The organism is Aliiglaciecola lipolytica (assembly GCF_018860635.1).
Lineage (GTDB): Bacteria > Pseudomonadota > Gammaproteobacteria > Enterobacterales > Alteromonadaceae > Aliiglaciecola > Aliiglaciecola lipolytica_A.
In genome coordinates, this window is the sequence record NZ_JAHKPT010000017.1 from 111387 (window position 1) to 125197 (window position 13811).

Genomic DNA, 13811 nt, shown 5'->3' on the forward strand with positions numbered 1-13811 from the left:
ATAAACTTTAGAACGTCATTATCGGATTATTTTCCTAGGCGATCTGCGTTGCTTTTTGTATCATGGCGTAACCTTGAGTTATAGGTAAATTCCCATGAATGAAATCGAACAGCTGTTAGAAAATAATCGCAAGTGGTCGGAAAGGACCACAAAGGTCACGCCGCATTTTTTTGAGTCATTGGCGCAACAACAAAATCCCAAATTTTTATGGATTGGCTGTTCTGATAGTCGAGTCCCTGCAAATCAGATAGTCGACTTACCCCCAGGCGAAGTTTTTGTGCATCGCAATGTGGCTAACCTAGTTGTGCACACTGATTTTAACTGTCTTTCGGTTTTGCAGTTCGCCATTGATGTGTTGAAAGTTGAACACGTCATTGTGTGTGGTCATTACGGTTGTGGCGGTATTGATGCGGCAATTCAAAAAGAGCCTCTAAATTTAAGCTTGGTAGACAACTGGTTGGGACACATTCGGGATATCGCCAGCAAACATGAAAAAGAGTTAAGTAAACTAAGTGGTGCTGCCAAATCGGCGCGACTCTGTGAAATCAATGTGCTTGAACAGACTGAAAATGTTAAGCGTAACTCAATTATAAGAGATGCCCTTGCCCGGGGACAGAAATTAAAGATTCACAGTTGGGTTTATAGCCTTAAAAATGGTTTGGTAACGGATTTGAGCGTAGATTAATCGTTGCTTCACAAATGAATTATTTTATCCATGACTTTTAGCAAGTACCAATTGGAAATGTGAACGCTATAATACGATTTTAATCTGGGTTATAGCGTTTGCCTTCAAATTGAAACTACTATTCCTATATAATTTCACTCATAACTCTATCTGTAACTGTCTATCTACAATTTTGTATGTAGCTTCTTTACAAAAAGGATTTAATTGTACTAATGACCACTGAAGAGATTGTCGAACACTCTAAACCTAAACTTGGATTGTTTGAGTTTGTTACCCTAATGGCATTTATGACATCGATTGTTGCTTTGAGTATCGATGCCATGCTGCCAGCACTCAATCAAATTGGCAGTGATTTAGGCAGTGAAAGTCCGCAATACACTCACATGATTATTTCCATCTTCTTTTTGGGAATGGCGTTTGGGCAACTCTATTATGGTCCCTACTCCGATACCAAGGGTCGAAGAGCGGCGATTCTTTCCGGTTTGATCGTTTTTGCTTTGGGTACGGTAATTTGTTTGTTTTCGCAATCAATGGAAATGTTGTTGCTTGGCCGAGTGATTCAAGCATTTGGTGTTTCTGGGCCCAGAATCGCCAGTATTGCACTGATTCGAGATCAATTTGAAGGCGAAGCCATGGCCAGAGTGATGTCGTTTATCATGATGGTATTTATCTTGGTTCCAATGATTGCACCGGCATTCGGTAAAGCAATATTGATTTTCGCATCTTGGCGCGAAATATTTATTTCATTCTTGATTATCGGTTTTGGTTTGGCGATATGGTTTTTCAGTCGTCAACCTGAAACCTTACCTAAATCAAAACGAAAGCCGTTTGCATTTTCCGACTTATGGGCATCAAGTAAGTATGTTCTGACTCACCGAGCTGTGATGATGTACACCTTGTCTATGGGCTGTATTTTTGGATCGTTCCTAGCTTATCTGAGTGCGTCTCAGACCATCTTTGAAGATTTTTACTCACAAGGGGATATGTTCCCCCTGATTTTCGCTGTACTGGCTTTCTCAATCGGCATTGCATCATTTATTAACGGTACTTTAGTGATGACAATGGGAATGCGTAAACTTTGCACCCTAGCGATTTACGGGACGATTGTAATGTCGACGATTTTTGTGCTTGCCACTTTACACTATCAAGGTCTGCCACCTTTGTTGGTCACTATCGTAATTATGTTTATTAATTTCTTCTTTATTGGTGTTCTGTTTGGCAATCTTAATTCACTGGCGATGATGCCATTAGGACATGTGGCGGGCTTAGGAGCAGCGATTACAGGTTCACTTAGCAGTGCATTTGCCGTTCCCGTTGCTATGTTTATTGGCAGTTTTGTCAAAACTGACATTACGCCCATAGCAATTGGCTTTATGGTGTTTGGTTTGATTACGTTGATTTGCTTCCGATTTGCCGGAAATGGTGCTGAGCAAGCACCAGTTTGTAATACCCGTAAAATAACAAAATAGATAATGCTACATTCAATCTAACTGTTTTCTATTTTGTTACTTTTGATAGGTTGGAATTATTTGACTAGACGCACTATTGGAGAGGGTTTGACGTTTTCGACTATATCTACGACTCGAGGATGTCTTACGCCGTTTTTGACTTTATCATAAATTACATTTTTCATTTCTAAGGCTTGGCAGAATTTATAAAATGTTAGAAAGTCTTTTCGGGAAAAGTCATCATTCTCTCGGGTAAGTTGACTATCTATGTACATTGACTCCCCATTCGCTGTCAATGTCGCTAAAGCAGTGTAAGGCTCTCCATACTTTTTTACGCGAAGTGCTCTAACCATTTTCACTTCGAAGATCCAGTCGCCCATTTGAGTGAATCTTGATATTGATGAATTCATAGTGCTCTCCACTTAGAACATGTTTTATTATTATGATACCGCTATTTTCCTGCATCAAATGCAAAAAAAAGGCCAATGATTAAAAGCCCGATATATAACGCCTCGGGAAAATTCAATTAAATATTTTGTTTCTGATCAGAGACTAAAAAGTGTCTTCGAATCAATTTATGATTCAACTTAAGGTTACAAATTACGGCTTATTTTATGTAAATCAATAAATTAAATATTTTAACTTTAGTTTTTATTATTGTATCGCTTTAGCGACTATTTATTATTATCTGCTTTTATTGCTAAAAGAAGTTCGATCTTTTTGATCAAGATGTAGAGTTAATACGACTTTTAGTTACTTTTCCAGCCTAATTTCACTATTTTTGCCAAAAAAACTGGATTTTTTATTGTTCAAAACAATTCTTAAATATTTAAGGATAATAATTTTCTCACATTATTACGATAGATTAAAATATCATCAAGTATAAAACAAAGAAATCACATATTTTTAAATTATATACATTCTTAATCAGTAGTAGGTAATTACTCACACTAAGCTTATCGACTCTTCAAAATAGAAAAAGCCCGGTCAAATGACCGGGCAAAAAGGGCTTAGTTTTAAGCACCTAACGACAGAAACTGGTACTGTCTATGACACTATGAATTAGGCAACATCAACAATTGCTTTCATATCTGTCATATATCCACGTAAAGTCTCACCTATGGCTTCAACTCCACTTGAACGAATAGCTTTGTTTGCTTCAACTAATGCTTTGTTGTCGACACTATTTGAAGTGTTACTTAGACCTTTACCGACTAACTCTGATGAGATAGTTGACATCAATTTTTCACGCAATAGTGGAACTGCAGCATTGGCGAACAAATAGTTGCCGTATTCAGCTGTATCGGAAATAACTACGTTCATTTCATACAAGCGCTTACGAGCAATTGTATTTGAGATAAGTGGTGTTTCATGTAACGACTCATAATAAGCTGATTCAGGTAGTATTCCTGCTTCGACCATTACATCAAATGCTAGTTCAACGCCTGATTTGATCATGGCAACTATAAAGATGCCTTTATCAAAGAAAGTTTGCTCATCAATCTTTCCTGAGTACTCAGGTGCATTCTCGAACGCACTCTGGCCCGTTTCTTCGCGCCATTTAAGAAGATTTGCGTCTCCATTTGCCCAATCTTCCATCATCGTTTTGGAGAACTCTCCACTGATGATGTCATCTTGGTGCTTCTCGAAAAGTGGACGTAACATTGCAGTTAATTGATTTGATAACTCAAATGCTTTCAACTTAGCTGGATTGCTTAAGCGATCCATCATATTGGTTACACCACCAATCTTAAGTGCTTCGGTAATGGTTTCTAATCCGAATTGAATTAGTGCACCAGCGTAGGCTGGATCCATACCGTCGGCAGTCATTTTTTCATAGGCAAGAATCGCGGCTGTTTGCTGCATTCCGCACAAAATTGTTTGCTCACCCATTAGGTCAGATTTAACTTCGGCAACAAAAGATGATTCTAGAACACCGGCACGATCTCCACCTGTAGCAGAAGCTAATGCTTTGGCGATATCCCAGCCTTTGTTTTGAGGGTCGTTCTCAGGATGCACAGCAATCAGTGTTGGTACACCAAAACCACGCTTATATTCTTCACGTACCTCAGTACCCGGACATTTAGGTGCACACATTACCACTGTAATATCAGAGCGGATTTGTTGACCTTCTTCAACAATGTTGAATCCGTGAGAGTAACCGAGTGTTGCGCCATCCTTCATAAGTGGCATAACAGCTTCAACAACACTTGAATGCTGTTTATCAGGTGTTAGGTTGTAAACAACATCTGCTTCTGGGATCAATTGCTGATAAGTACCCACTTCAAAACCATTACTGGTAGCGCGTTGGTATGAATCACGTTTTTCATCAATTGCAGCCTGACGCAATGCATAAGATATGTTCAAACCAGAATCACGCATGTTCAAACCTTGGTTTAAACCTTGAGCACCACATCCAACGATGACAATTTTTTGTCCTTTAAGCGCGTCGCAACCTGAAGCAAACTCACTTTTTTGCATGAATCTACAACGACCTAATTGGTCTAACTGCTGACGCAGAGATAATGTATTGAAGTAATTTGCCATTGTGTACCTACTGTCTTTTCAACTTATAAAAATATTCATTACCGTTGATAATTAGTGAACGGAAATATGTGTTTAATTCTTCTATCGAGTCAGTGACGACTTGTGATGAACAGAGTCTACTGCTTACGCTCTGTTGAATAAAATGATATATTCGCAATACAGTGTTGCAAAAAATGAAACGTTATGGATTTTCGCTCTTTACAATTATTCCAGCATCTCGCTCAGAGTTTACATTTTGGTAAAACCGCTAATGCGCTATTCGTCAGTCCATCGACCCTGAGCAGGGCAATCCAGCGCTTAGAAGAAGAGTGTGGCGCGGAACTGTTTTTACGGGATAACCGAAAGGTAAAAATGACTCTGGCTGGAGAGAAAATGTTGGCATTTAGTCAGGAGGTGTTATCGAATTGGCATAGTTTGAAAGCCGATCTTGATATGCTCAACCCTATGTTAACCGGTGAAATCAAACTATATTGCTCAGTCACGGCTAGCCAAAGTCATTTGCCCACTATTTTAAATGTTTTTAGACAGAAACATCCGCAAGTCGAAGTACAGCTGACTACTGGGGATCCATGGTTATCCGTTTCAAAAGTCGCCAATAAAGAAGTGGATGTAGCCATTGCGATTTTTGCACCTGACATGCCTAAAGATATCAAGTTTCAACCTATAGATACGATTCCGCTGCTGTTAATTTCCCCTAAAGATTCGCAAATCACCAGTCTTGAACAGGTGGACTGGCGTGATCACAAAGTTGTTTTACCTGAAGGTGGACCTTCAAAGCGTATTGTTCATCATTGGTTTTCGGAAATGGGTATTCGACCTAAAGTGTATGGTACTGTCGGTGGCAATGAAGCGATAGTTAGTATGGTTGGGCTGGGTTGTGGGTTGGGCATTGTACCGCAAGTGGTCCTTGATAATTCCTTAGCGAGTCGGCGTGTTAATCGCATAAAAATTAACAATATCGAACCCTATCAACTTGGACTATGTTGTTTAAAGTCACGGCAATCGGAAACCTTAATTGAAGAGTTCTTTAATCAACCAGAGTTTCAGTAGCGCAATTCGTTGATAATATTGTCTAGCGCTCTATAACCAAGGGCTTCTGCTAAATGAGTTCGAGTAATTTGCGGCTCTAAAGCTAAATCTGCAATAGTGCGTGCAACTTTAATAACTCGGTGAAACGCGCGCATCGATAAACCTAATTGTTCCACTGCAGATTGCAAAAATAAACGGTCTTCATGATGTAGTGAGCAGTGAATGTCCATTTCATTATTCGTTAACTGAGCATTACACTTGCCAGCTCGTTCCATTTGCTGTTGCCTGGCATGAAGTACACGGGTTTTGATTTCAGCGCTGCTCTCAGCGGTGTTTTGAGCGCAAGAATACAACTCATTGTTGGCTAATTTTGGTACATCAACTTGCAAATCAATACGGTCTAAAAACGGACCAGAAATTCGATTAATGTACTTCAATACTTGTTCTGAAGTGCTTCTTCCATCCCGTAAACTGCCAGTTGGACTGGGATTCATCGCTGCTACCAGTTGAAATTGAGCTGGATACTTTACTTGTTTTGACGCGCGAGAAATGGAAACAAACCCAGATTCTATCGGTTGGCGAAGCACATCTAATACGCGGCGCTCGTACTCAGGCAGCTCATCTAAGAACAGCACACCATTATGGGCTAGGCTAATTTCACCGGGCTTAGGGTTGCCGCCTCCACCTACAAGGGCAATTGCCGAAGACGTATGGTGAGGCTGTCGAAATTTACGCAATCGCCAAGTTTTAGGGTCAACTTCGTGACCACTTATGGAATAGACGGTGGCAGTTTCTAAAGCTTGTTGTTGTGACATTTCCGGTAAAATTGTCAGTAAACGTTGGGCTAGCATGGTTTTGCCAGTGCCTGGCGGCCCTACGAACAAAATATTATGACTTCCAGCTGCGGCAATTTCTAATCCGCGCTTAGCCAACTGTTGGCCCTTAATATCTGCCATATCAAAATCATACTGCTGCGTGTTAGCGGTGGTTTGTGGTTGTTGTAAGGACACGGTTTGGCGACCAGATAAATGCAGATACAGTTGCGATAAGGTGTTAAAAGCTAAAACTTTACTATGTTGAATTAAGCATGCTTCTGATGCATTTTCGGTGGGTAAAATAGCTGTTCGTTTAGCATTATGGCAGGCATAGTTAAACGGCAGTGCGCCTGAGATAGGGCGAATGTCTCCTGTCAGCGCTAGCTCCCCTGCAAACTCAAAATGTTCTAAGTGTTCAATTGCAATTAAGCCGCTGGCAGCGATAATGCCGATCGCGATGGGGATATCGAAACGCCCGCCGTCCTTGGGTAAATCGGCTGGCGCTAAGTTTATTGTTATTCGTTTAGCAGGAAATTCAAAACCTGAATTGAGTAACGCACTTCTTACCCGCTCTTTAGATTCCCGTACCGCAGCATCTGCTAATCCTACCAAGTTAAATGCTGGCAAACCATTGGCTAGATGCACCTCAATACTTACCAGTGGCGCGTCTATGCCCACTGATGCCCGAGAGTATACAACGGCTAATGACATTTACATTTCCCTACGTACTGCCTAACTTATGTTATTAAACTAGAGAAAGTTTTTACTAAGTGCCAGAAAGCGAGGTCCAGTTTATAGTCTAGTTTTGAAATGCTTGGCTGGTTTAATCACAATATTTTCATTTACAACGATTAATCGACGCCTAAAGAATAATATATACCCTTTGAAAACTTGATTCTGCGGGGGGTTACATGATATTTCTATACAACAGTGACGATCTTATTAATATGAATACCATGTTTTATACAACTATCGAGCAAGTGTTGATTGTGATTATTGACGCGTGGGGGTTGCCCCAGCGAGGGTAGGTGTATTCTTAGTTTTGCCAAAACCCTCGCAATCAAACGCGGGGGTTTTTGTTTTTAAAGGCTTAAACAAAAACATATTTAATTAGTCGAAATGATTTCAATTTAGAGGGTTTTACCATGCCAAAGTTACGTTCATCCACAACCACTCAAGGTCGCAATATGGCCGGAGCCAGAGCTTTGTGGCGTGCCACTGGCATGAAAGATGGCGATTTTCACAAACCCATTATTGCCGTTTCTAACTCATTTACTCAGTTCGTTCCGGGACATGTGCATTTAAAAGATATGGGCCAATTGGTTGCTCGTAGCATCGAAGAAGCCGGTGGTGTTGCTAAAGAATTTAATACTATCGCCGTAGATGACGGTATCGCCATGGGTCATAGCGGGATGCTATACAGCTTGCCGTCGCGAGAAATCATCGCTGATTCGGTAGAGTATATGGTCAATGCCCATTGTGCCGATGCCATAGTGTGTATTTCTAATTGTGACAAAATCACCCCAGGAATGTTGATGGCGTCGATGCGCTTAAATATACCGGTAATCTTTGTCTCAGGCGGACCGATGGAAGCCGGCAAAACCAAGCTTTCAGATCAACTTATCAAATTGGACTTGGTAGACGCCATGGTCGCCGGTGTGGATGACAATGTAACTGATGACGAAAGTGACGAAGTGGAGCGTTCAGCTTGTCCTACTTGTGGCTCATGTTCAGGTATGTTCACGGCGAATTCGATGAACTGTTTGACCGAAGCCTTAGGTTTGTCGTTGCCAGGCAATGGCTCTATGTTAGCAACGCACGCGGACCGAGAAGGTTTATTCAAACAAGCTGGAAGACAAATTGTTGAGCTTTGTCGTCGTTACTACAAAGAAGATGACGAGTCTGTTTTGCCTCGCAATATTGCTAATTTTAAAGCGTTTGAAAACGCCATGAGTTTGGATATCGCCATGGGCGGTTCAACCAATACCATTTTGCATTTGTTGGCAGCCGCGGTAGAAGGTGAGATTCCATTTACCCTAGATGACATCGATCGCCTATCTCGTAAAGTTCCACATTTATGTAAAGTGGCACCATCTACACCTAAATACCATATGGAAGATGTTCACCGTGCCGGTGGCGTATTGGGAATTTTAGCTGAAATAAACCGCGCTGGTTTATTGCATGATGACTGTCCTCATGTGTTGGGCAAATCTATTGGTGAAGTTATCGCTGAGTGGGATATTACAAATCCGGCCAACGAAAAGGCGATCGAGTTTTATAAAGCAGGCCCTGCTGGTATCCGCACAACAAAAGCTTTTAGCCAAGATTGTCGTTGGCCTACCGCCGACACAGATCGCGAAGACGGCTGTATTCGTAATCGTGAGCATGCTTTCAGTGAGGAAGGTGGCTTAGCGGTTTTATTCGGCAATATTGCAGAAGATGGTTGTATTGTAAAAACCGCAGGTGTCGATGAGTCGATTCATAAATTTACTGGTCGTGCGCGTATTTTTGAAAGCCAAGATGATGCGGTTGCTGCTATTTTGGGTGATAAGGTAGTTGCCGGTGACGTTGTGATTATTCGTTACGAAGGTCCTAAAGGTGGTCCAGGAATGCAAGAAATGTTGTACCCAACCACTTATCTTAAAGCTAAAGGCCTAGGTAAATCTTGTGCACTAATCACTGATGGCCGATTCTCTGGTGGTACTTCAGGTTTATCTATTGGTCACTGTGCTCCAGAAGCAGCAAGTGGCGGTGGTATAGGGTTGGTTGAAGAAGGTGACACTATCATCATTGATATCCCTGCACGCAAAATTGGCGTAGATATCAGTGACGCTGAATTGCAAACTCGCCGTGACAACATGAATAACAGTGCTAAACCATGGAAGCCGGCAACCCGTCAACGCAAGGTTTCATTGGCACTTAAAGCATATGCCTTGTTAGCCACCAGTGCCGATAAAGGCGGAGTACGTGATGCTTCAAAATTGGAAGATTAAATGAGTTTATCTGCTAATGATTATTTGAAGCGTATTCTACTGTCACCGGTGTATGATGTGGCAGTGAATAGCGAACTGAATCGGTTAACCAGTTTATCTACTGCTTTAGGTAATGAAATTTACTTGAAGCGTGAAGATCAACAACCGGTGAAGTCGTTTAAGCTGCGCGGTGCTTACAATAAATTATCTTGTTTGACTCAGCAGCAATTGCAGGCCGGCGTAGTGGCTGCGTCTGCAGGAAATCATGCTCAAGGTGTGGCTTATTCTGCCAAGATCAAAAAAATACAAGCCACAATAGTGATGCCGGAAACTACACCAGATATTAAAGTGGATGCGGTTAGACGTTTTGGTGGTGAATATGCACACGTTGTGCTGCATGGCACCAGCTTCGATGAGGCAAAAGCCGAAGCGCTGCGCCTATCTGAAGTCAATGGTTACACTATGGTTGCGCCTTTTGATGATGAAGACGTGATTGTTGGTCAAGGAACCATTGGTAGAGAACTACTTGAGCAGTTACCTGACTTGGATATGCTATTCATTGCTGTCGGTGGTGGAGGTTTGGCTGCGGGTATCAGTGTTTACCTCAAGCAGTTACGACCTGATTTGAAAATCATTGCGGTAGAATCTGATGAATCTGCATGTTTACAGGCTGCTTTGCAAGCTGGTGAACCTGTGGCGTTGCCATCGGTGGGTATATTTGCTGATGGCGTGGCAGTGAAGACCATAGGTACAGAACCGTTCCGATTATGCCAACAATTTGTTGATGAAGTTATCACTGTCAATACGGATGAAATTTGTGCCGCAATCAAAGACATTTTTGATGATACTCGGGTAATAGCTGAACCAGCAGGTGCGTTATCTGTGGCTGGTATTCGAAAGTATCTCTCTCAACATTCAATTTCCGGTAAAAAAATTGGTGGCATATTGTGTGGCGCCAATATCAATTTTCATACCTTGCGATATGTGTCTGAGCGATGTGAACTGGGCGAACAAAAAGAAGCTGTTTTTGCGGTTAGAATCCCTGAACAAAAAGGTGAGTTCAAACGTTTTTGTGAGTTGCTAGGTGGCAGAACTATTACCGAGTTTAACTACCGTTATTCCAGTGATGGAGAAGCACATATCTTCGTTGGGATAAAATTGCGTTTTGGACGGGAAGAGTATCATCAATTAGAAAAGCTGCTTACAGATAGTGGTTATCAATGTTTTGATTTGTCTGAAAATGAAATGGCAAAGTTACATGTGCGTTACATGGTAGGCGGCCGTCCTCCCACGTTACTCAATGAGCATATTTTCTCATTTGAGTTTCCAGAATATCCAGGGGCGTTGATGAAATTTTTGAATACCCTTGGGGAGTCATGGAATATTACCTTGTTTCATTATCGTAATCATGGTGCAGCGGAAGGTTTAGTGCTTGCGGGCTTTGATTTACCCGAAGGCGCCAGAGCGGACTTTGACCAGCATTTAGATAAACTTGGCTACCAATATAATGAACAGACAAGTAATCCCGCTTATCAGTTCTTTTTATCCGATTTAGGTAAGTAATTGCGTTTGGTATAAAATAAAGGCTCCTAAGTAGCGGGCTACTGAATGAACTTGGAGGCCACTGTCTTTTTTACAGTGGCTTTTTTATATATTAATTATTATAAAACAATAGGTTATATCAACGAAAACCAGTATTTTTTCTTGACTAACTTTGGTTTTTGCTACAATTAGCACTTAAATTTCAACAAGATATTATAAAAACCATTCAAATTACCTATAATTTCTCAGTAACGGGGGGAATTATGACGAGATATGTCTTCTTAGACACAGAGACAACGGGCTTAGACCCGCATAAAGGTGGTCATAGGATCATCGACCTAGCCTGCATAGAATATAGAGATGGCAAACAAACAGGGCATGTGTTTAATACGCAAATTAATCCTGAAGGCAAAAAATCTACAAAAGGCGCTTTTAGAGTTCACAAAATCTCTGGTGAAGAATTAGTAGGTAAACCGACCTTTAAAGAGGTGTCAGAAGACTTCATAAATTTCATAAAGGATGCTCACCTTGTTATTTACAATGCTTCATTCGATATCCAGTTCATAAATAGTGAGCTAAATCGAATTAACTACCCGTCTTCAATTAATGACATTTGCTCTCAAATTACTTGTGCGATGGAGTTGACTAAACTCAAATTCAATTCTGAAAAAAATATTAGTCAAGACAATGCATGTAAAAGATACGGTATTGATATAAGCCATCGAAAAACTCACGGTGCTCTAATAGATGCTAGTTTATGTGCAGAGCTATTTTTCAAGTTAACAGATGAAACAATAACCCCTTTAGAACGTACACCTCACTCAAAACCTCATCGAGATCCCAAGCTATTAACTATTCCTAGGGCATATAAAAGTAAATTGGGTGAAGTATTTATCCAACAAAATTTTTGTAAGAATAGTGAGTGTGCAAACTTTGGCGTTGTGGCCTTAAACCCAGAAAAATATCAAAATGGAAAGCCTAAAAAGGGACTCAGAAATGGATATAAGCTAACCACGAATAAAAATGAGTACCTGCTGACTTGTAAGCTATGCGGTCAAAGCTGTGTAATTATCAATAATCAAAGCTTTGGCAAAGAATTAGAGCGATTGGCTGCTATTAATAGACAAGAGGAACCATCCTGCCCAAATACTGGTGATAGCGGCACTCCTTATGGTCAGCGTCATTACTATATACCTGAGTCATACGAAGTAAGAAAAGGAACGGCAGTATTAAAGCCACGATGTATAAATGTTGGTCAAGGCATTTTCAGTAACCCTGAACTATATACTTTATCAGGTAAAACAAGGCCAACAGAAGTTATCAAAAAACAAGTGAGCAAGTCAGTTGCTAGAGGTCGTAAGCCAACGGTTCAAGAACTTGAAGAGCAGCGCTTGGGATCGCAAAGAGTTAAGTGCGAATCTTGTAATACAAGGTTTTCTGTCAAGCTCGACCCTCAGCAGCGTCATTATATGAGAGATAGGAATTTACCTCTCTTTCTTAACCTCATGAACAAAGGAATCATAAATCGTGAGCAAGAAAAATTAGATATGTCAGCCAAAGTAATTTACGGAAAAATTGATTTTTTCTATGAACAAGCTTTGGCCTTCGATGCTTATCATTCACAGCTTATTGATCATGCTGTAGCTACAAAAACCTTAAATCTAAGTACAGATCGATTGCACCATACAACAAATTGGGGAGATCATGATATACCTCGTCCAACGCCTCTAGTTGTAACTTCGACAGTTGATAACCATTCAGGGTATGTGTTTGCTTCAACGTTAAACTTTGATTTCACGACCGACTCTGATTATATTAAAAAAGAGCATAAAGAGAAAAAAGATAGTGACAAAGAGAGTTATTATCGTAGGTATGCTCAGTATGTTTTAAACGATGCCGAAGTAGAAGAAATGGCTCGTCAAACAAATGCTGATGTGGCAATGCAAATGCCAACGCAAGGACTCTTGGTAAATCAAACGTATAGTATGTTGACACATTTCGCTGTCATAAAAGAGATGCTTCGCACCGCTTGGCATATTAACTTGTATGCTGATAACGACTCTGGGTTCAAAACTGCTATTTCTGGTGTATTTCAGGACTGGCTTGCTGATGGAACAATGAGGGCTTTTCAAGTCTTTACGGAGCGTTCAGGTAATAATCAATTGTTAGATAAATCTACTGCTGAACTGATAAAAAAGAGAGACTTAGAATTACAGCAAGACTTTCCTAAGATGTCTAAAGAAGAACGTCTTAATTTGCTTTGGAGTCAGCAGTTAAGTAGCCGCGTCACGCTCAAAGGAAGTAAATCAGAATGGATTGTGAGTCCGAATATGTTATCAAGGTTCGCTGGTTTTCTACCGCTAACAAATATTAAGAATTTTGAGCCTGAAAAGGTTGCGTCACTACTAAACTCAGCATCACTAAATGGTGTTGATAATTGGTTCCAGATTTTAAGAAGACACATTAATTACTATGAACGGCCCGTTACTAGCGGAACCAATTCAAAGCGCTGGAATGCATATTCAGGATACAATCCAAAATGGATGGCAAAGCTAATGGAAGTTAAAAGGATATACCACAATTATTGCTCTACCAATGAACGTAGCTTGAGAGAAGAATACAAGGGTAAACGCCAGTTAATGCCAAAACCAACTAGCCCAGGAATGAGGTTAAATTTAGCAAACAAAATATTTACTGCGAATGACATACTCAACTTTAGCCTTAATCGTGAAAAGATACACTTGTTAAACAAAAAAGCTAAATAGTAATTTTA

9 protein-coding genes are annotated in these 13811 nt (G+C 40.6%); 6 read left to right on the top strand and 3 right to left on the bottom strand.

Annotated features, from left to right (window positions below):
• Positions 1–94: 94 nt before the first annotated feature.
• Both can and KO530_RS07330 read left to right on the top strand, forming a co-directional pair.
• Entirely contained in the window at positions 95–685 is a 591-nt protein-coding gene (can, locus tag KO530_RS07325; protein ID WP_216047763.1) for a carbonate dehydratase, read from the top strand.
• 212 nt (positions 686–897) lie between these two features.
• A complete protein-coding gene (locus tag KO530_RS07330; protein ID WP_216047764.1) occupies positions 898–2154 on the top strand; it encodes a multidrug effflux MFS transporter in 1257 nt (418 codons plus the stop codon).
• Positions 2155–2210: 56 nt separating this feature from the next.
• Here KO530_RS07330 and KO530_RS07335 read toward each other — a convergent pair whose 3' ends face one another.
• Both KO530_RS07335 and ilvC read right to left on the bottom strand, forming a co-directional pair.
• Positions 2211–2543, bottom strand: a complete 333-nt coding sequence (locus KO530_RS07335; RefSeq protein WP_008846084.1) for a hypothetical protein — start codon at positions 2541–2543, stop codon at positions 2211–2213.
• A gap of 652 nt (positions 2544–3195) precedes the next feature.
• A complete protein-coding gene (gene ilvC, locus KO530_RS07340; RefSeq protein ID WP_216047765.1) occupies positions 3196–4680 on the bottom strand; it encodes a ketol-acid reductoisomerase in 1485 nt (494 codons plus the stop codon).
• A gap of 183 nt (positions 4681–4863) precedes the next feature.
• On the opposite strand from ilvC, the gene ilvY reads away from it, so the two are divergent.
• Complete coding sequence (gene ilvY, locus KO530_RS07345) at positions 4864–5730, top strand: HTH-type transcriptional activator IlvY (protein WP_216047766.1); 867 nt, start codon at positions 4864–4866, stop codon at positions 5728–5730.
• Here the strand turns inward: ilvY and KO530_RS07350 are convergent.
• A complete protein-coding gene (locus KO530_RS07350) occupies positions 5724–7235 on the bottom strand; it encodes a YifB family Mg chelatase-like AAA ATPase (RefSeq protein ID WP_216047767.1) in 1512 nt (503 codons plus the stop codon). The genes ilvY and KO530_RS07350 overlap by 7 nt on opposite strands.
• A gap of 434 nt (positions 7236–7669) precedes the next feature.
• On the opposite strand from KO530_RS07350, the gene ilvD reads away from it, so the two are divergent.
• The 3 genes from ilvD (at position 7670) to KO530_RS07365 (ending at position 13803) form a co-directional block, all read left to right on the top strand.
• Positions 7670–9517: a dihydroxy-acid dehydratase gene (gene ilvD, locus KO530_RS07355; protein WP_216047768.1), complete on the top strand. Its 1848-nt coding sequence runs from the start codon at positions 7670–7672 to the stop codon at positions 9515–9517.
• Positions 9518–11059, top strand: coding sequence for a threonine ammonia-lyase, biosynthetic (gene ilvA, locus KO530_RS07360; protein WP_216047769.1), 1542 nt, complete (start codon positions 9518–9520; stop codon positions 11057–11059).
• Positions 11060–11217: 158 nt separating this feature from the next.
• Complete coding sequence (locus KO530_RS07365) at positions 11218–13803, top strand: exonuclease domain-containing protein (protein WP_216047770.1); 2586 nt, start codon at positions 11218–11220, stop codon at positions 13801–13803.
• Positions 13804–13811: the final 8 nt, after the last annotated feature.

Coding starts and splice junctions, on each gene's coding strand:
- KO530_RS07330 (WP_216047764.1), top strand. CDS start 898: ATGACCACTGAAGAGATTGTCGAACACTCTAAACCTAAACTTGGATTG.
- ilvA (WP_216047769.1), top strand. CDS start 9,518: ATGAGTTTATCTGCTAATGATTATTTGAAGCGTATTCTACTGTCACCG.
- KO530_RS07350 (WP_216047767.1), bottom strand. CDS start 7,235: ATGTCATTAGCCGTTGTATACTCTCGGGCATCAGTGGGCATAGACGCG.
- ilvY (WP_216047766.1), top strand. CDS start 4,864: ATGGATTTTCGCTCTTTACAATTATTCCAGCATCTCGCTCAGAGTTTA.
- KO530_RS07335 (WP_008846084.1), bottom strand. CDS start 2,543: ATGAATTCATCAATATCAAGATTCACTCAAATGGGCGACTGGATCTTC.
- ilvD (WP_216047768.1), top strand. CDS start 7,670: ATGCCAAAGTTACGTTCATCCACAACCACTCAAGGTCGCAATATGGCC.
- can (WP_216047763.1), top strand. CDS start 95: ATGAATGAAATCGAACAGCTGTTAGAAAATAATCGCAAGTGGTCGGAA.
- ilvC (WP_216047765.1), bottom strand. CDS start 4,680: ATGGCAAATTACTTCAATACATTATCTCTGCGTCAGCAGTTAGACCAA.